The sequence below is a fragment of the Rahnella selenatireducens genome (assembly GCF_046449555.1).
Taxonomy (GTDB): Bacteria; Pseudomonadota; Gammaproteobacteria; order Enterobacterales; family Enterobacteriaceae; genus Rahnella; species Rahnella selenatireducens.
Genome location: NZ_JBKEZJ010000006.1, coordinates 194,636 through 213,013, shown reverse-complemented (window position 1 = coordinate 213,013; position 18,378 = coordinate 194,636). Strand labels below are relative to the sequence as shown.

General features: G+C 49.4%; 16 protein-coding genes. 8 read left to right on the top strand and 8 right to left on the bottom strand.

What is annotated here, in order from left to right; translation table 11 throughout:
* Window positions 1–209: 209 nt before the first annotated feature.
* Window positions 210–905: a pirin family protein gene (locus ACLBVC_RS12410; protein ID WP_410149852.1), complete on the bottom strand. Its 696-nt coding sequence runs from the start codon at window positions 903–905 to the stop codon at window positions 210–212.
* Between the two features lie 566 nt (window positions 906–1,471).
* On the opposite strand from ACLBVC_RS12410, the gene ACLBVC_RS12405 reads away from it, so the two are divergent.
* Window positions 1,472–1,969: a GNAT family N-acetyltransferase gene (locus tag ACLBVC_RS12405; protein ID WP_410149851.1), complete on the top strand. Its 498-nt coding sequence runs from the start codon at window positions 1,472–1,474 to the stop codon at window positions 1,967–1,969.
* A gap of 143 nt (window positions 1,970–2,112) precedes the next feature.
* Here ACLBVC_RS12405 and ACLBVC_RS12400 read toward each other — a convergent pair whose 3' ends face one another.
* Complete coding sequence (locus tag ACLBVC_RS12400; protein ID WP_410149850.1) at window positions 2,113–2,769, bottom strand: helix-turn-helix domain-containing protein; 657 nt, start codon at window positions 2,767–2,769, stop codon at window positions 2,113–2,115.
* Between the two features lie 169 nt (window positions 2,770–2,938).
* On the opposite strand from ACLBVC_RS12400, the gene ACLBVC_RS12395 reads away from it, so the two are divergent.
* Window positions 2,939–4,657, top strand: coding sequence for a lysophospholipid acyltransferase family protein (locus ACLBVC_RS12395; protein WP_410149849.1), 1,719 nt, complete (start codon window positions 2,939–2,941; stop codon window positions 4,655–4,657).
* Window positions 4,658–4,699: 42 nt separating this feature from the next.
* On the opposite strand, the gene ACLBVC_RS12390 is transcribed toward ACLBVC_RS12395, so the two are convergent.
* Together ACLBVC_RS12390 and ACLBVC_RS12385 are read right to left on the bottom strand one after the other, a co-directional pair.
* The gene (locus ACLBVC_RS12390) at window positions 4,700–5,755 is read right to left on the bottom strand and encodes a LysR family transcriptional regulator (RefSeq protein ID WP_410149848.1); all 1,056 of its coding nucleotides are present in this window, start codon (window positions 5,753–5,755) and stop codon (window positions 4,700–4,702) included.
* A complete protein-coding gene (locus tag ACLBVC_RS12385) occupies window positions 5,731–5,985 on the bottom strand; it encodes a hypothetical protein (RefSeq protein WP_410149847.1) in 255 nt (84 codons plus the stop codon). The genes ACLBVC_RS12390 and ACLBVC_RS12385 overlap by 25 nt, the downstream gene beginning before the upstream one ends.
* A gap of 430 nt (window positions 5,986–6,415) precedes the next feature.
* On the opposite strand from ACLBVC_RS12385, the gene ACLBVC_RS12380 reads away from it, so the two are divergent.
* From ACLBVC_RS12380 to ACLBVC_RS12365, 4 genes are all read left to right on the top strand, one after another.
* On the top strand, window positions 6,416–6,961 hold the full coding sequence (locus ACLBVC_RS12380; RefSeq protein ID WP_410149846.1) for a fimbrial protein: 546 nt from the start codon (window positions 6,416–6,418) through the stop codon (window positions 6,959–6,961).
* Between the two features lie 74 nt (window positions 6,962–7,035).
* Window positions 7,036–9,561, top strand: coding sequence for a fimbria/pilus outer membrane usher protein (locus tag ACLBVC_RS12375; RefSeq protein ID WP_410149845.1), 2,526 nt, complete (start codon window positions 7,036–7,038; stop codon window positions 9,559–9,561).
* A gap of 11 nt (window positions 9,562–9,572) precedes the next feature.
* Complete coding sequence (locus ACLBVC_RS12370) at window positions 9,573–10,295, top strand: fimbrial biogenesis chaperone (protein ID WP_410149844.1); 723 nt, start codon at window positions 9,573–9,575, stop codon at window positions 10,293–10,295.
* A gap of 198 nt (window positions 10,296–10,493) precedes the next feature.
* On the top strand, window positions 10,494–11,471 hold the full coding sequence (locus tag ACLBVC_RS12365; protein ID WP_410149843.1) for a fimbrial protein: 978 nt from the start codon (window positions 10,494–10,496) through the stop codon (window positions 11,469–11,471).
* A 67-nt stretch (window positions 11,472–11,538) separates the two neighbouring features.
* Here the strand turns inward: ACLBVC_RS12365 and ACLBVC_RS12360 are convergent, their stop codons facing one another.
* The 3 genes from ACLBVC_RS12360 to ACLBVC_RS12350 form a co-directional block, all read right to left on the bottom strand.
* The gene (locus ACLBVC_RS12360) at window positions 11,539–12,660 is read right to left on the bottom strand and encodes an FKBP-type peptidyl-prolyl cis-trans isomerase N-terminal domain-containing protein (RefSeq protein ID WP_410149842.1); all 1,122 of its coding nucleotides are present in this window, start codon (window positions 12,658–12,660) and stop codon (window positions 11,539–11,541) included.
* A gap of 219 nt (window positions 12,661–12,879) precedes the next feature.
* Entirely contained in the window at window positions 12,880–14,076 is a 1,197-nt protein-coding gene (locus ACLBVC_RS12355) for a serine hydrolase domain-containing protein (protein ID WP_410149841.1), read from the bottom strand.
* A gap of 4 nt (window positions 14,077–14,080) precedes the next feature.
* A complete protein-coding gene (locus ACLBVC_RS12350; RefSeq protein WP_410149840.1) occupies window positions 14,081–15,289 on the bottom strand; it encodes a BaiN/RdsA family NAD(P)/FAD-dependent oxidoreductase in 1,209 nt (402 codons plus the stop codon).
* A gap of 321 nt (window positions 15,290–15,610) precedes the next feature.
* On the opposite strand from ACLBVC_RS12350, the gene pitA reads away from it, so the two are divergent.
* Complete coding sequence (pitA, locus tag ACLBVC_RS12345) at window positions 15,611–17,116, top strand: inorganic phosphate transporter PitA (RefSeq protein WP_410149839.1); 1,506 nt, start codon at window positions 15,611–15,613, stop codon at window positions 17,114–17,116.
* A 109-nt stretch (window positions 17,117–17,225) separates the two neighbouring features.
* Here the strand turns inward: pitA and uspB are convergent, their stop codons facing one another.
* Window positions 17,226–17,561: a universal stress protein UspB gene (gene uspB, locus ACLBVC_RS12340; RefSeq protein ID WP_195814817.1), complete on the bottom strand. Its 336-nt coding sequence runs from the start codon at window positions 17,559–17,561 to the stop codon at window positions 17,226–17,228.
* A 337-nt stretch (window positions 17,562–17,898) separates the two neighbouring features.
* On the opposite strand from uspB, the gene uspA reads away from it, so the two are divergent.
* Window positions 17,899–18,339: a universal stress protein UspA gene (uspA, locus tag ACLBVC_RS12335; RefSeq protein WP_014333460.1), complete on the top strand. Its 441-nt coding sequence runs from the start codon at window positions 17,899–17,901 to the stop codon at window positions 18,337–18,339.
* Window positions 18,340–18,378: the final 39 nt, after the last annotated feature.

Genomic DNA, 18,378 nt, shown 5'->3' with positions numbered 1-18,378 from the left:
CTGAGGGTATTTGAATCACTTTGGAAACCGGTTTCCATAGAACTAAAAGCAATGTGCGAAGGGGGTCAAAGAATTGCCGGTCGATTTGTTGCGGGTGTGAATGGCGTCACGAAGCCGAAAAATTCAGCAATGCAAACGCGGGGAAAAGGACTATGGGGAAAAACAAAAAAGGCGACCGGAGTCGCCTTTAACAGTGGTATCGGAAATCATCAGACCGGTGGCAGGTCAAACAGCAGAATTTCGCTGTCTTCATCGGCATGCACGGACAACGCCGTTTCATCCCAGATTGCCAGCGCATCGCTCTGACCGGCTTTCTGACCGTTAATGGATACGGTGCCTTTCACCACCTGGATCCACACACGGCGTTCAGCCTGGATCGTATAAACCGACTGTTCGTCTTTTTTCAGCGCCCAGCGGGACAGTTCCATATCCTGGAACACTTTCAGTGAACCGTCGCGGGCATCCGGAGAAAGCACTAGCTGGCGGCCTTGCGGCGCGTCGAACATACGCTGTTCGTAGCGTGGCTCCAGCCCTTTTTTGTCCGGAATAATCCAAATCTGGTAAAGGTGCAGCTTACGGTCGCTGTTTCCGTTGTACTCGGAGTGCGTCACACCGGTCCCGGCGCTCATAATCTGGAATTCACCCGCCTGAATCTGCTCTTTGTTGCCCATGCTGTCCTGATGTTCCACGGTGCCTTCGAGCACGTAGGTCAGAATTTCCATGTCTTTGTGCGGGTGCTTACCAAAACCCTGCCCTGCATCGATGAAATCTTCATTGATTACCCGCAGCGCGGAGAAGCCCATAAAGTTTGCATCGTAGTAATCGGCGAAAGAGAAGGTATGCCAGCTTTCCAGCCAACCGTGATTTGCGTGACCGCGTTCTTGTGCCTGACGTAAGTAGATCATGTTCAACTCTCCTCAATGTTTTCTCTAGTCTAGTCAACGCCTGAGAATAAGAAAGCGTAAAAACTTCACCCCTCTGTTCAAAAAATATGAACAAACGCAGATGATTAAATCCAAAGGATTTGTCGAAAAGTTAGAAAGAGAAAAGGTGCGTTTTTTTTCGAAATAGTTCGGGTTGTGGGCAAGATGAAAAAAGGTTTTTCCAAAATAGTTCGGGTTGGGAGAAGGCGGCAAAGGAACGAATCCCCGGGAGCATACATAAGTATGTGACCGGCGTGAGCGAGTACAGCCAACGCACTACCAGCCGGAAATATGAAGGAAAAAGGCAAAAAAAAAGCCAGCACCCGGCTGGCTAAGTAATACTGGAAGCAATGTGAGCAATGTCGTGCATTCTTGGGGACCCGTTTGACCTTGGTGTGAGGCCATCCCCGGAACGCATGGCAATAATAATCATTATCATTCGCACTTGTAAAGCATTATTTTTCACCCAACATTCGATTGACTCTTATCCAATTCCTGATAAATGTAGAGGATATTCAAACAGTAACCACAAAAAGAGGAGTGTCGCCATGAGCGAAATAGTCATCCGTCACGCAGAAGCCCGAGACGCCGAAGCGCTTCAACACCTATACGCTCAGGTTCCTGTTTACAGCGACACTCTCCAGCTCCCTTATCCACCCGCCTCGCTATGGGAAGACCGTCTGGCAAACTCTGCGCCGGGAAGATTTGCGCTGGTGGCCTGCATTGACGAAAAACTCGTCGGCAATCTCACGCTGATGGTCGAGCAGCCGTGGCGACGTCGTCATGTGGCGACCTTCGGAATTGGCGTGGATACCGGCTTTCAGGGGCGCGGCGTCGGTAGTAAGCTTCTGGCAGCAGCGCTGGAACTCTGCGACAAGTGGTTGCAGGTGAAGCGCGTCGAGCTGACCGTTTACGCCGATAACGAAGCAGCCATCGGGCTGTACAAGAAGTATGGTTTTAGCATTGAGGGGCGCAGCCCGTGCTACGCCCTGCGCGACGGCGAGCTGGTGGATACGCTGCACATGGGGCGCATCCACGGTGTTTAATCTATTCTGACAGAGGCGCTGGTTTCATGCGGTAAACGCCGCAGGGCCCGCGCCAAAGCGATCCAAACCCGTGCGAAAAAAACAGAATCAGTATGACTCCCTGCCGGAGATATCAGGCAATGTAGTCAATGACATTATTAAGTTTAATATTCGCGGGGAAATTTTTTCAGGATCGCAATAAGTTTTCCATTCTCGATATTAATATATTCCCCGTGCCGAAGATCGGCCAAAATTCTCATCACCCCGCTCCGGGCCAGGTGAGTATGCTCGTGAATATAATTAAAGACGCTGGTGTTAAACCTTTGCTCCGGCGACATCATCTCTATTTCAATCAGAAATGCGCAAACTATCTGATATGCCGATTTACTGATCAGCAGATTTGTACGATATGCCTGAAAATCGCTGAGGTACGCCTGGAAATCCAACACTTCTTGGAAAAGTTGATGTTCGCTGACAAGCTCAACCGCACGAGAATAAGGGAGGAATTCAATCACTGCCCCCTCTTCACTTCTGAACTGATAAAGGTTGTAGCGGAACGGAGAACCCTGCATTCCAAATAAATTAGGCGCACTGGCTCTGACGAATCGCAAATTATCGGCAGTCCGGTAAATATTCAGTGCCCCGTCTAATACCAGAATAACGTCGGGCTCGCTGTTTCCCTGTTGTAAATCGATAACATAATCCTTCTCTTCAATCTCAAGAGGAACAGAAGCTGTACGAAATACCGCAATGAGTTTATTAATCGCCTCAGTCGGTTTTGGCATAGGGGTCAATAAATCTGGAACAGAATGGGTCACCATTTCCCGAGCCTCCCCTGAAGCTATTAAGTCATCAATAAACTATAGTTCGGCCAAAGTGAACATCAGGAATATTTGCGCCCTGACAAGGTTCGCCATTCTGTCATTTTGATGACACATCGCTGTCACACAGGCTGATTATGTTCAGAGGACTTCAACCGGAGGACATCCTATGTTCAGCATGGATACCCTGTTTCAGGATCTCGACCCGCAGCACAAAACCCCTTCCTGGCAACGCCGTCTCTTAAAAGCCCTGTTCCGCGAAAAAGAATTCCACCGTTTTGCCGAACAACATCAACATCTGAAAGGCATTGATATGGCCGAACAGGTGCTTGAGCATTTTGATATTCGCTGCGAACTGACGGAGCGAGATCGGGAGCAAATCCCAAGCTACGGCCCGGTTGTTATCGTGGCTAACCATCCGATTGGCACACTCGACGGCCTGGCATTATTGCATGCTGTAGCGTCGGTACGCCCTGACGTCAAAGTGGTCGCTAACCAGATATTGTCGCTGGTGACCTCGCTCGGCAGTCTGATGATCCCGGTAGATAACATGGGCAACCGCACACGCCGAAATCAGGTTACGCAAATGCAGGAACATCTGGCGAATCAGGGCGTGCTGATTATGTTTCCGGCCGGTGAGGTATCGCGTATGAGCTCGAAGGGCGTTCGCGACGGCAAATGGCATACCGGTTTCATCCGTCTCGCCGCCAAAGCGCGTGCGCCCGTTGTCCCGGTACATATCGGCGGCAGCAACAGCGCGCTGTTTTATCTAAGCTCAATGATTTACCGCCCGCTGAGTACTTTACTCCTGGTCCACGAAATGTTCGGACAGCGCGGAAACAGCCTGACGCTGAAAATCGGCGCACGCATCCCGTATTCCAGCTGGCACGACGGCCAGATGACGGCTGGCGATCTGGCAGCGCGTTTCCGAAAGCACGTTTATCGTCTCGGCAGCGGAAAACCCGAACTGTTTCATACTGAAACGTCCATTGCCCGCGCCGAAGATCGCGCCGTACTGAAACATGCATTGGAAGCCAGCGAAGTACTGGGCAAAACCCCCGACGGCAAAATGATTTATCTCTATCGTCGCCACGGCGAAGATTACGTACCTATCTTGCGCGAACTGGGCCGATTGCGCGAAATCGCGTTCCGTGCGGTGGGTGAAGGCAGCGGCCGCCGCCGCGACCTGGACGGTTACGATGACGATTATTATCATCTGGTTTTGTGGGATCCGCAGGCATTAGAAATCGTTGGCGCTTACCGGTTTATTCCGACCGCAGAACAGGTCGCCAGCAAAGGGCCGAAGGAAATTTACAGCCAGAGCCTTTTCCAGTACGACCACCAGATGGATCTGATTCTGGCGCAGGGCATTGAACTGGGCCGCAGCTTTATTCAACCCGCGTACTGGGGCAAGCGTGGCCTGGATTACTTGTGGCTCGGCATCGGTGCATATCTGGCGAAATATCCGCAAACACGTTACCTGTTTGGCCCGGTGTCGATTTCCGGTGGATTACCGCTGGCCGCGCGCGATTTGCTGGTAGCCTTTTATCGACTGTACTTCGCGCCAGCCTTGCCGCTGGCAACGTCGCGTCGCCCTTATCCGGCGTCATTGCCCGACGTACTCGCGCAGTTTTGCGGAGATGATTATCAGGAAGATTTACAGCGCCTGAAACGCCTGCTGGCAAACCTCGGTTGCAGCATTCCAGCGCTTTATAAGCAGTATTCAGAACTTTGCGAAACAGGCGGTGTGCAGTTTATCGATTTCGGCAGTGATCCGGAATTTAACCACTGTATTGACGGGCTGGTATTGGTGGATCTTAGTCAGTTGAAACCCACTAAGTTCGAGCGCTATATTGCGGTTCATCAGTTGAAAATAGATCAGACATAAACGCTGGACAAGCCTGTGCCCTAAGGCCCTTTAAACGCAGGCTCAGTCCATATAACGAGGGAAGTTATCCCTGAGATATTCAAACAGTAAATGGTTCATCTTTTTATTAAGATTGACCTTGTTGTAGCTCATTGCGATATCGACTGTAGGCAAATCAATATCAGTCTCCAGCAACTTAATATTAAATGAACTACCGAACTTTTTAAACAACCACTGGGGAACAATGGCAATAGAGTTTGACGATTCCACATGACTCAGGATTGACAGAAATGAAGGACTATTGAGCGAAAATATACGCCCGGACTGAATCGAGTTTTCAACCTTTTGCCTGGTGATCACGGCAGGTAACTCATCGGTATGGATATAACAGAATGACTCCGTTTTCACGTCTTCTTCAGTAAACACATCATGCATTCTGGGGTGATTTTTTTTACAAATAAATGCAAGCTTCTCGGAATCTAATATAAAGGACTTTGTAGATAAACCCAGCGTTTTGCTCACACCAAAAATCAAATCAACCTGCCGTAAAGAGAGTAAATCACTGAAACCATCCACCATATTATCACTCACTCGGTGGACAATTTCACATGTGATATTTTCCCTTTCGAAAAACTCACCAATAATCGGGATGATTTTTATAGAAAGATAAATAGGACACTGAATAACAAGCTGTTGATGGTACTCGTCTTTCTCAAAATCCTCGACACCTGAAATTAAACCATCCAGGTTGCTTTTTATCTTCCCATGCAATTTTGTCGCGATTGTCGTCGGACTTAGTTTTTGTCCATCACGGAGGAAAAGCGGATCTCCAAAATAGTCTTTTAGCTTCAGCAAGTACTGGCTGATGCTGGGAGAGGAAGTGTTGAGTAGCGCTGCGGCGTTTTTCACGCTTCCGGTCATATAAACGGCATCAAGAACGATCAAAAGGTTGAGATCAAATTTTCTTATTTTTGGCGATTCAATACGTTCAGTACCCTTTATACTCATGGCCAACCCCACCATTTTTTCATCATCATTCTCAGTTGTTTGAATATTAGCACTGATTTTTAGATTCGCCATCACACTCTCCTGCGTCAAAGTCCCATCAGATGGATCCACTCAGAGAACTCATCTTCATAGACATAAATAGTTTTTTCATCAAGACAATTATTTTCGCTCGTTTCCAGGTAAACCAGGCAGGGGTAAGCGCGCGGAGGTGACTCAGAAAAGGCAGCATCGACTTCAACCTGACTCAAAAATCGGGCAACCGCTGTATCGCCGTCAGGGTTAATTCTTTGCGCAAGCCACTTATCATAATCCTCTCTACAGCGTAAAAATTTTATATTCATGTCCTGCCCTTGCTGCGCCCAATTTGATGTTATCGCGCATATTAATACTGGTATTTAGAAAGTGGCAATGTGTAATTTTTAAACTATTCATTTGAAACTTATGTTGTCGTCTGACTGGAATATGTCATTCAAATGATACTACGTCAGTGATGTCACCGTATTAGAAAAATGTTTAAGTGATGAGGGTAATGACCCGATAGATAAAAAGGCCGGAGACTACAGGCCAAATTCCGCCAGTCAATCACCCGACTCCTTCTACGCACATCTAAAATCCAATCAAGTTATAAAATCCTTAACTATTAAATAAGTTTTGATGTATTTACTAAAGACGTTAAATATTTATAATCCATTCATCATTCTTATGCATATTAAGAACTGAACAACATCTACCTTCCGGTAGAATTTATACATGTAACGTAGGAATCAATTTATGAAAATTAAAGCCATCCCATTAATTATTACGGGAATGTTACCTTTAGCATCATTTGCATCCGATGGTGATATTACCTTCGTAGGTCTTGTTGAAGCCTCGGCTTGTACTCTGAACGGCTTCAACGGCGGTCCTGCTGCAACGTCGGCAGTAATGACTTTACCGGCAGTGACCCCCGCTTCTTTTTCAGGTGGCGGTGGCTATGCAGGCATGAAAGATTTCACAATAGACCTGAGAAATTGTGATATTTCTACCATGCAAAATGCTCGTGTTACCTTTAGTGGTTCGCCCGATACAGTTGATAATGCAATATTGAGAAATATGTCAGATTCAAATGCTGCAACCGGCGTGGGCATCGCGATCCTTGAGAATAACGGAACAAAACTGGTTGATATTAATGGCGGTACGCCATCTGACAGTCAAACGCTAACGGAAGGGAATACCACTTTGAAATTTAAAGTTGCTTATAAGGCTAATACCTCTACTCCAGCGGTAACCTCAGGTAACGTGCAGGCAAAAACATTTATCGATATTTTCTATCAGTAATAGAAAAAAACACCCCCATAAATAAATCAAATAAAAGCAGGACATAAATGTTTAGATATCATTGTATTCTTATAATGAAAGCTTTCATTTTTGCTACTGCTTTTTTTTCTTCTATTGTTTATGCCACGGAAAATAATAGTGCAAATAATGACTCAGGATTTGACGCGGACTTTTTACGCAAGGATTCTCAGGAGATACCTCAACAATTTTATCATCCCGATCAGATCGCAGTAGGTATAAAAACAGCAGATATTATTTTGAACGGGCAGACACTTTTTAAAACAAAAGTCGATTTTATCCCGCTTAAAAATAGTGAAAATGCTACCCCCTGTTTAACACAGGCATTATTACACCAGATGGGGCTGGATCACGATTTAAAAGAGCTGGGTAAATCCGGTGATGAAGTTTGCTATGACCTGCTAGGGAAATGGCCAGATGCAAAAATTCAATACGATGACGCCATGCAACAACTTATTGTCACCGCGCCACAAGCCGCGAGCAATGCGACATCACAAAGCGAAATGATCGACCCGTCATTATGGGACCAGGGCGTGAATGCACTGCGTTTAAGTTATTCCGGTTATATTTATCACACTGAAAACCACAGCGGTGATGCGGGTTCTGACAGCAGCGACACGGCTTATCTGAGCCTGAATTCTGGTGTCAATCTTGGAAGCTGGCGCTTCTATAGTTTTGACACGTTTGATAAGTCCCCGTCAGGTTGGGAACAAAACCACGATCGTGCGTATGCCGAAAGAGATATTGCTTCTCTGGTCTCTCGTTTCACCGTGGGAGACGTTTACGCCAGCACCTCCAGTGATGTGCTCGGTATTTTGCCTGTACGCGGTATGACACTTGAAACCAATAGCCAGATGCTGCCGGCAGATACTTTCAGTTATTCACCGGTCATCCGTGGCGTCGCGCGAAGTAATGCCCGCATCGTTATTCGCCAGCGTGGCAATATTATTTACAGCAAAACGGTGCCGCCAGGCAGCTTTGCCATTACGGATCTGAATAACGGACAGATTGGGGCCGACCTTGAGGTAACCGTAGAAGAAAGTGACGGTAGCCAGCAAAAATTCACCGTGCCCTACACATCTTTGCCCAACATGCTTCGCCCGGGAAGCTGGCGTTACAGCCTGAGCGGTGGCCGCTACCGTGATGATGGGATTTCTTATCAGCCGTGGGTTGCTCAGGGAAGCCTGCAATATGGCTGGGATAATGTCACGCTTAGCGACCTGATTCTGGCTGGTGAAGGCTACCAGTCCATGGCTGTGGGCAGCGCTTTTAACCTGGGATATTTAGGCAGTATTTCTCTGGATCTTGCTCTGGAACGCCATCAGTCAGTGTCGGATTCTGTGCGTATGAAAGATGAAACGCCGGAGAATGAAGCAGGAGAGAGGGGTCGCGCATTGCGATTACTCTACGCCCGCCGTTTCGATACCACCGATACCTCATTGCAACTTATGGGATACCGTTATCAATCCGCCGATTTTATGGATTTCCCTGAATACGCCGGATGGAGATGGGGTTCTGATGATGTGCGCCATCATCGAAAAAATGAAGTTCAGGCTACGCTTAATCAGGAACTCGGGAAATACGGCAACGGCTATCTGACTCTACAACGTGACAGTTATTACGACTCCGGAGCGACAGACACCTCTTTGACAATGGGATATAGCTTCAATATCAAAGCGGTAAGTGTCAACGTCAGTTACAGCTATCAGGCGAATTCAGGCTCCGGCTACGATTCATCCGAAAGCATCAGCCCGGATCGCCAGATTTCACTCAACTTCTCAATGCCACTCGATATTGGTGAAAGAAGAAGCCGCAACGTCTCGTTTAGCACCAACAGCAGCAACCATTCCGGCGATTCGCAAATCGCGACCGTATCCGGAACCGAGCAGGAAGGCGCGATGAATTACTCCCTTTCTGCACAACACGACAGCAATGGTTATTCACCCTCCGGCTCTGTGGCATACCAAAACAGCATGGCAAACATGAATGCCAGCGCGAGTGCGGGTCAGGGTAGCCGTCAGTATTCAGCAGGGATTTCCGGCGGGATCGTGGCGTATCGCCATGGCGTTGTACTGTCCCAGCAATTGGGCGACACCATCGCCATTATTGAGACACCCGGGGCGAAGAATATCAGTGTGGAAGGCCAGCCGGGGGTTTCCACCAATCGCTGGGGACGTGCTGTGTTGCCATCTATTTCACCCTACCGTGATAATCCGCTGTCACTGGACACTCGCCACGCGGCAGACAATATCGAACTTACAGATGGCGCTGATAACGTCATTCCCACGCATGGAGCGGTTGTTGTTCGCCGCTTCCAAACAAAAGTAGGACGCCGGGCTATAGTGATGCTATCGCTATCTGACGGCAAACCCGCGCCTTTCGGGGCAACGGTATGGCAAGGAAAAGAGCAGGTCGGGATGGTTGCGGATAACGGACTGTTATATCTCAGCGGCGTTCTCGCCGACGAGGAAACAACGCTCAGCGTGACACTGGAAAATGATACCCGGTGCCAGTTCGCTATACCGGCGGCCCAAAACGACGCCACTCCCTGGTATCAACAAATTACTGCGGTTTGCCGCTAAAAGAGAAAGTGATGAAATTGACTACAATTGCAGTACCGGTGCTGATGAGCATCCTATTATTATCCAACGCTGCTTCTGCGGCGGTACGTCCGGCCTTGACAAGAGTTGTTGCGCTGGAAAGTGATAAAGAGACGTCAGTTAAGCTGATTAATGATGATAAATCTCAGGACTATCTGGTTCAGTCCTGGATTGAAGATCAAAAAGGTAACGATAAAAACCTTCCTCTGATCCTGACGCCTCCGTTATTTAAAATAGGCGCCGGCCGTGAAGGTAAACTCAGGATGGTGGTTATTCCGGGAAAACTGCCTCAGGATCGTGAATCCGTGTATTGGCTGTGGATCCAGGAAGTGCCGCCTGTCAGCAAAACACAAGGCAACCAACTGCAGGTCGCGGTGCGGACGCGTTTGAAAGTTTTCATTCGCCCGACGACGTTGACGGGTAAGTCTGCAGACATGGTCGGCAAACTGCAATGGCAAGTCTCGCATGAAGGCGGGAAAACGTGGCTGACGGTCAAAAACCCGACGGAATACTACGCAAGCTTCTCTGAACTCTCCGTCACGGCGGGCGGACAAAAACTTCCTGTCGCCGACAAAAGTGTCATGGTTCCGGCGAAAGGCGAAACACGTTACGTCCTGCCCGGCACAGTTTCCGGAAAATCAGGTTCGTTGAATTATTCTGTTATTAATGATTTTGGCGGCGACACGCCAGTGATGCATCAGACCCTTAACTTCTGACGGATAAGCGTAATGAGAAACAGACTGGCCTGCCGTGCTGTGAATTCGTTACTGATTTTCATGTTATTGAGTGCGCTCCCTGGCTTGTGCCAGGCGGCGTTACATTGCTCAATTGATTCGGGTGGCGCTGCGCCTTTTTCACCGTTTACGCGGGAAAATCCAATTGCAGTCGATGAAAACACACCGGATTATACCGTTGTGCTGGCGCTTGATTACGCTCAGTTTCTGCCCAATATGCGGCTGTCCTGTACTTCCGATGGCCACGAGTTTTCCGCACCGGCTTCTTTCGACGGAACAATTTCACTCAGCCTCAGCGCAGTCAATGACAACGCACTCGACTGGACGGGGGAAGCACAGACCACGAATAACGGTATTAAGCTGAAAATGTATATCAAAGCGGTGTCTGTTAATGAGCAAACATTGTCGAACAGTTATCCGCCCGCAGCCATGGCTCAGGGAAAACGCCTTGGCGTGGAATATCCCATAATCAATGGCAAAGATGACACCACGCTGGTTCAGTTTGGTGCGCAATACAATGCCGCTAGGACCCTTTATAAATATGACACTCAATATAATTACGCGATTGAATCAATGCGTGCTGAGTTGATTAAATTTGGCTGGATAGAATACAGTTCAGCGGCGGTAATTCCAGCCGGCGCACATTTAACGTTTACCATTGACGGAATGTCCGGTATTTCGACTGTCGACGTTCCGTTGGGATCCGGGGTTTACATGGCGGCGCCTTCCTGCCAGCTTGATAACAAACATCAAACCGTTGAACTCGGCACCCTCCACAAAACGGGCAATGGCAGTTTCCCGCAGTCCGGGCCTCTCACGCATTTTGGGATGAATTTTACCTGCAGCAGCCAGACGAATAATGTTGAGTTCACCTTTGACGATGCCAATTCTGCCATTCCAGGAAAACAGACTCTTGTCGTTCATGACGCGAGCAGCGGAAAAGCACTGAGTGGGGTTGCCGTGGGTTTATATAATAATGAAGGCAATATTGTCAGAATGGGAGTCAAACAAAATATTGGTGCAGCGGTACAAGGGAAAAACACCACCACTTTCCAGGCCGCGATCATTCAGGAAGCCGAAAATATTACCGACTCAGATAACCATGAATTCACCGGTAATATCACCGCAAAAGCTAACGTGACAATTACCTATTATTGATGGCTAATTCCAGCCTATTACAACAAACGCCCGCTTATTGACTTAAGGGGCGTTTGTTGAATTGCGATTATAGTACTTTATTCACGTTCACCACAGAGATGGTGTAAATCACAACAACGTTCGGCCCCTTATTATTCGTATTTTCAACGGTTGCAGGCGGAATCACCACCTGAATCTCTCCGCCTTTGCGAATAAGCTTCACGCTGTCACGCAGAACCGGCGGCATATTCGCCACGCGGAAAATCTGATTAGAATGCTCAACCTGCGGGCCATCTATAATCGTGCCGTCCACCAGTCTGCCCTGATAGCTGACTTCGACCGTATCCGTATCTTTAAGCGCGTCGCCCTGCCCTTTGTTTTTGACGAGATACAGCAGGCCTTGTTTGGTTTTTTTCACACCATCCTGTTTGGTGAAATCGGCGAGGAAGGCTTTATCTGCCGCACTCTTTTTATCAATTTCCGCTTTCGTCAGAACTTTAACCTGCTCATCAAACGCCGCCAACGTCTCCTGAATGTCCTGATCACTCATTTTCACCTGTTTATTAAAGGTATCAGCGATCCCCGCCAGCATAATGTCCTTGTCCAGAGTGATATGCAGCGCCTTCTGCTGCTCAATCTGATCTTCAATATAACGCGCCATCGCGACACCGCTGGCGTAAGCGCGTTTTTGTTCTTCGCTGCTTAAACTGAATGCGGGCTCCACCGGCGCTTTCGGTTCCTCTTTTGCTACAGGAACCGTCGCCTCAGAGGTCGGTAGCGTCGTCAACGGAGCCGGGGTTTTCGTCACAACAGGTTCCGGTTCTGCCGCAACGGCAGGCGCAGATTTTTCAACCGCGGCCGGAGCGGGTTCTGCCACAACAGCAGGCGCTGATTGTTCAACCGCGGCCGGAGCCGGTTCTGCTACAACAGCAGGCGCGGATTGTTCAACCGCGGCCGGAGCCGGTTCTGCCACAACAGCAGGCGCGGATTGTTTAACCGCGGCCGGAGCCGGTTCTGCCGCAACAGCAGGCGCGGATTGTTCAACCGCGGCCGGAGCCGGTTCTGCCGCAACAGCAGGCGCAGGTTTTTCAAGGGTTACCGGGGCGGGGACGGACGTCGCAACCGGAATAGTTTCTTCTGCAACCGCAGCGCCAGAGAGCATCAGAATACCCGCAAGGCAGGCACCTTTTTTATATGAAAGAGTAAACATAATCAGCCTTTAGAAAGGAGGGGTCCCCGAAGGGCACGATAATTTTCCCGCAGGTTATATGATTTCCGCAGAAGAAATATCTGATTCGGCGCAAAGTCGAGGGAGATTAAAAATAAAACGATGATAAAACAACAAGTAAGAATATGGCTTAATATGTAAAAGTATTTATTTCAATAAGTTTAATCAATAGCAAAACCAAATGCATTCACATGAAAAATATCAATGACACTTTCCACGGTAATCATCAGCCATCGCCATTCTCAGTAAAAGATCATGGCCAATGTAATTACTCCAGTTAAAGGTGTTCTGTAGAACCACCACAGCATTCTGATGCTGTTTATCAAAACCAATGTAACTGGAATAACCACCGATGTAGCCGACCTGATAGGTAATCGTCTGATTATTAATATGATCCGTTACCCAGGCGATATTAGCCGCTTCGATATTTCGCTGGAAATACACTTTTTCCGTGGCGCTGATAGCAAGATTGAGATCGTCGTTTCTCGATCCGTCGATATGCACGCGCAAGTACTTAAGCAGGTCATCCACGTTGCTGTAAAGGCTGGCGGCGGCCACCATATTATTGGAAAAATGCCAGTCAGGCACCACTTCGCCGCGCGGGATAAATTTCGGCTGATCGCCTGCGTGGCCGATGGCACGGTAGGGATAATCTTTCAGGCGCGTGGCATAAAAACTGGTGCTGTTCATCTTCAGCGAGCTGAAAATAAAGTCATATGAAAGCTGCTGGATGTCTTCACCAGTTTTGAGTTTAAGAATATAGCCCAGCAGCGCATAGCCTAAATTGGAATACTGCGGTTCACGCTTTTCAGGCTTTTTGAACCCGGACAGATCGTTGACGACGGAGTCGCTGTCCAGCTCTTGATAGAAATTATCGCCGGTGTAGAGATAACGGAGAAAACTCTCCAGCATATCTTTATTCATGTTTTGTCGCGGCAGGCCAGAGGTGTGCGTCGCCAGCTGTAACAGCGTGATATTTTTCGCATCGTCACTCAGCGGGATATTTTTCGGCAGCAAATCGGAAAGTTTATCATCCCAGCGCAACTGGCCTTTGTTGACCAGCCCGGCCACCACTTCTCCCGTTACGCCTTTACTGACTGAACCGAGAGCAAACAGGGTTTCCCCGTCGATTTTGTAACGATGCGTGGAATTGGTGTAGCCGAATCCCCAGGTTCTGGCCTCGCCGTTATTTCTGATAATGCCTATCGCGAGGCCTGAGGCTTTCTCTTTTTTCTGATACTGGCGGACAACGCGATTGACCATGTCATCGAGATCGCCCGAACAGGCCAGTTCCCGCACGGCGTCAGGGTGCTCTTTCACCTGCATGTCGGATAACGTCCCGCAGGATGTCAGAAACAGGGGGAGAAAAATGAAGAAACGGTGGGATCCCCCTGTCATATGGCTATTTCGCGCCTTTCGGTCGGGTAATCAAATCCTGCGCGCACGCCCATGCAGAACTCCACGCCCATTGGAAATTGTAGCCTCCCAGCCAGCCGGTCACGTCCACGACTTCACCGATGAAATACAGGCCCGGCACTTTTGCCGCTGCCATGGTTTTGGAAGACAACTCACGCGTGTCGACGCCACCCAGCGTGACCTCCGCCGTGCGGTATCCTTCAGTGCCATTCGGCTGCACCTGCCAGTTTTGCAATTGCTCAACCAGTTCAGCCTGCTGTGGCACGTTCAGTTGTTTCAGCGTGACGTCAGGCAGTTGCCCGAGCGTTTGCAGGCATTCCACCAGACGCTTCGGCAGCTGCATCGCCAGCGTATTTTTCAGGCTCTGGTTCGGATGTTCCTGCCGCTGCGCATTGAGAAACGCCGCCAGATCGACATCAGGAAGTAAGTTAACGCTCACAAACTCACCAGGCTGCCAGTAACTTGAAAGTTGCAGAACCGCCGGACCGGACATGCCACGATGCGTAAACAGAATGCTTTCGCGGAACACCGTGCCATCCTGCGCTGTCAGCACAGCGGGCACGGAGACGCCGGAAAGCGTCTGTAAATGGTCGAGCAGGGGTTTATGCAGCGTAAACGGCACCAGACCGGCGCGGGTCGGTAAAACTTTCAGGCCAAACTGTTCGGCCAGACGATAACCGAATGGCGAGGCGCCCAGCCCCGGCATAGAAAGTCCGCCGCTGGCAATCACAAGTGAGTGAGTGCTTACAGTTGAGCCGTTCACTTTGATAATAAAGCCATCGTCGGTTTTCTGAACGTCTGAAATCTCGCTGCGCAGACGCACATCGACATTCCCCAGTTCACATTCTTTATCCAGCAACGCCACAATTTGCGTCGCTGAATCATCGCAAAAAAGTTGCCCGAGCGTTTTCTCGTGCCAGGCGATGTTGTAGCGGTTGACCAAGTCGATGAAATCCCACTGGGTATAACGCGCCAGCGCAGATTTACAGAAATGCGGGTTTTCTGAAAGATAGGCAGCCGGTTCGGCATACAGATTGGTGAAGTTGCAGCGACCGCCGCCTGACATCAGAATTTTTCGTCCGGTTTTTTTGCCATTATCCAGCAGCAGAACCCGGCAGCCACCCTGTCCGGCCTGCGCTGCACAGAACATGCCTGCCGCACCCGCACCAATGACTACCACATCTACCTGTTCCACTTTTGGCCTCTCTTTCCGGAAATTTCAGCTACGTTTTAGACAGGGCTTCCCCCTGTGCCAATGGGCTTTAGCCGCATTGCGACGCGGATTGTAAGGGACAGACGCCCCTTAAACCAGTCAGGGAGGTGGTTTTCTGAACGTCGTAAGTAAATGTTTCAACGCCCAAAGGAGGAATAAGATTTTGATATATAAAAAATTAATTGAAACAAACCTAAATATTGAACTGTTTTTAGTCAAAAAAATGTCATATTTTCCTTTTCCCGTCCCCCTGTTCTCGCAGATAATGCGCGGCGTTCATGACCACTAACTGGCGTAACAATTATGCTGCATCTATTTGCCGGGTTGGATATTCATACCGGTTCGTTATTGATTCTCGCGTTACTGTTTGTTCTGTTCTATGAAGCCATTAACGGTTTCCATGATACGGCCAACGCAGTAGCAACCGTCATATACACCCGGGCAATGCGTTCGCAATTAGCGGTCGTGATGGCAGGGGTATTTAACTTCTTTGGCGTCCTGCTCGGTGGTTTGAGCGTGGCCTATGCCATAGTCCATTTACTACCAACCGATTTGTTGCTGAATGTAGGTTCCGCGCATGGCCTTGCCATGGTGTTCTCTATGTTACTGGCGGCGATCATCTGGAACCTCGGCACCTGGTATTTTGGCCTGCCGGCGTCCAGCTCCCATACCCTCATTGGCGCCATTATCGGCGTGGGTTTGACTAACGCACTGATGACCCACACGTCGGTGGTTGATGCGTTAAACATCCCGAAAATGATTGGCATTTTCGCCTCACTGATCGTCTCACCGCTGGTCGGGATGATTATGGCGGGAACCATGATTTTCCTGCTGCGTCGCTACTGGAGCGGGAATAAAAAACACGCCCGTATCCACCTGACGCCGGCAGAACGTGAAAAGAAAGACGGCAAGAAGAAGCCGCCATTCTGGACCCGTATTGGCCTTATCCTGTCCGCAATCGGTGTGAGTTTCTCTCACGGTGCGAACGACGGACAGAAAGGTATCGGCCTGATCATGCTGGTGCTGATTGGTGTGGCTCCGGCAGGTTTCGTGGTGAACATGAGCGCGACCGGTTACGACATTGCCCGTACCCGCGACGCCGTGACCCACCTCGGTCAGTACTATCAGCAGCATGTTGATGCCGTTCCACATGTTGTGGCTCAGACGCCTCTGGTGCCTGCACCGGACGTCAATATCGCCCCAGCCGATGAGACAAAAGTTTTCCATTGCGACAGCAGCCATGCGCTTGACGCGATTGGCCGCGCACAGACACTTCTGACCAATCTTCAGTCTTACAGCGATCTGGCACCGGAAGAACGCAGCCATATGCGCCGTCTGCTGATGTGTGTTTCTGATACGGCCGATAAAGTCGCTAAGCTGCCGGAAACCTCCGCAGCGGATAAACGCTTCCTCGGCGAGCTGAAAACCGACATTCTGCAAACCGTCGAATATGCGCCAATTTGGATCATCATCGCGGTAGCCCTGGCACTTGCGCTGGGTACTATGATTGGCTGGAAGCGTGTTGCGACCACCATCGGTGAGAAGATTGGTAAAAAAGGCATGACCTACGCACAGGGCCTGTCTGCGCAGATGACCGCAGCGGTTTCGATTGGTGTGGCCAGCTACACCGGTATGCCGGTTTCCACCACGCATGTGTTGTCCTCAGCCGTTGCGGGCACCATGATTGTGGATGGCGGCGGTGTTCAGGCTAAAACCGTGAAAAACATCGCGATGGCGTGGATCTTAACCCTGCCAGTGTCGATTGTTCTTTCCGGCGTGTTGTACTGGATTGCGCTGAAGCTTATCTGATAAACCTGCGTGCTCAGGCGCGGATGTAAAAAAGGCGGCCTTGTTCTCAGAACAGGTCGCCTTTTTTTATTCCCTTTTTCACACATTCCTCACAACGGCTTTAGACGTGTCAGTACCAGATCAACATGGCCAGCATACTGATAAGAATCAGTCCAACCAGACATGTCGTCAGGACAAACTGGCCGCGTACTCTTTCACACCGGCGAATAAACTCAGGGTCGTGATGTTCAACATAGCGCTGAGCATAAATATAGCGAACCAGTCTTATCTGCTTGCTGGGCTGGCCGTGGGAAGTAAAGAATCCCCCACCATCCACGTACTGATACAGCAACGGATCACAGCCCCGCAGCACCACCAGCAACGCGCGCAAAGACGAGTAATAACGCAGCATATTCACCACACACACAAAACATAAAGCCCAAAACAGCGCAACGGGACTGATCATGATTCCCCCTCAAGGCGAACTGACACCGCGCAATGCCGCTCAAAATCTGCCGCACACCCGACGTTTCGCCCTGCCTTTCCGCGATTTCACACCCCCGGGCAACATTCGCCCGCCCTCTTTTCTTATCACAGAAGAATGCTAAAGCAGGAGAAGCCTGCATTATTGAGTGTAGGAAACGAATCTGTAACTGTTCATATTATTTGTATCTATAGATTGTCAGATTAGGAAATGGGATCTGTATGCTTGATTTCTCTCACCATTTTGGGGCTATACTGATCTCATGAGATTCGCATGATGCTGATATTGCTGTTAACCGACTTATGGAAGGAGTTTTCTTATGGCTTACAAACACATCCTTATCGCTGTAGACCTGTCACCTGAGAGCAAGGTTCTGGTCGAGAAAGCCGTTTCCATGGCGCGACCGTACAACGCCAAAGTGTCCCTGATCCACGTTGATGTGAACTATTCAGACCTCTACACCGGCCTGATTGACGTGAACCTGGGTGACATGCAGAAACGCATTTCCGAAGAAACGCACCACGCACTGAATGAGCTTTCGCAAAACGCGGGTTATCCGATTTCAGAAACGCTGAGCGGCAGCGGCGATTTGGCGCAAGTGCTGGTCGATGCCATCAACAAATACGGTGTGGATTTAGTGCTGTGCGGCCATCACCAGGATTTCTGGAGCAAGCTGATGTCCTCTGCGCGCCAGCTGATCAACACTGTCCATATCGACATGCTGATCGTGCCATTACGTGACGAGGAAGAAGAAGCGTAAGACAAACCGTCTGAGCTTGAGTTGAATGAGAGGTGCCAA

Coding starts and splice junctions, on each gene's coding strand:
- ACLBVC_RS12410 (WP_410149852.1), bottom strand. CDS start 905: ATGATCTACTTACGTCAGGCACAAGAACGCGGTCACGCAAATCACGGT.
- ACLBVC_RS12405 (WP_410149851.1), top strand. CDS start 1,472: ATGAGCGAAATAGTCATCCGTCACGCAGAAGCCCGAGACGCCGAAGCG.
- ACLBVC_RS12400 (WP_410149850.1), bottom strand. CDS start 2,769: ATGGTGACCCATTCTGTTCCAGATTTATTGACCCCTATGCCAAAACCG.
- ACLBVC_RS12395 (WP_410149849.1), top strand. CDS start 2,939: ATGTTCAGCATGGATACCCTGTTTCAGGATCTCGACCCGCAGCACAAA.
- ACLBVC_RS12385 (WP_410149847.1), bottom strand. CDS start 5,985: ATGAATATAAAATTTTTACGCTGTAGAGAGGATTATGATAAGTGGCTT.
- ACLBVC_RS12380 (WP_410149846.1), top strand. CDS start 6,416: ATGAAAATTAAAGCCATCCCATTAATTATTACGGGAATGTTACCTTTA.
- ACLBVC_RS12375 (WP_410149845.1), top strand. CDS start 7,036: ATGAAAGCTTTCATTTTTGCTACTGCTTTTTTTTCTTCTATTGTTTAT.
- ACLBVC_RS12370 (WP_410149844.1), top strand. CDS start 9,573: ATGAAATTGACTACAATTGCAGTACCGGTGCTGATGAGCATCCTATTA.
- ACLBVC_RS12360 (WP_410149842.1), bottom strand. CDS start 12,660: ATGTTTACTCTTTCATATAAAAAAGGTGCCTGCCTTGCGGGTATTCTG.
- ACLBVC_RS12355 (WP_410149841.1), bottom strand. CDS start 14,076: ATGACAGGGGGATCCCACCGTTTCTTCATTTTTCTCCCCCTGTTTCTG.
- pitA (WP_410149839.1), top strand. CDS start 15,611: ATGCTGCATCTATTTGCCGGGTTGGATATTCATACCGGTTCGTTATTG.
- uspB (WP_195814817.1), bottom strand. CDS start 17,561: ATGATCAGTCCCGTTGCGCTGTTTTGGGCTTTATGTTTTGTGTGTGTG.
- uspA (WP_014333460.1), top strand. CDS start 17,899: ATGGCTTACAAACACATCCTTATCGCTGTAGACCTGTCACCTGAGAGC.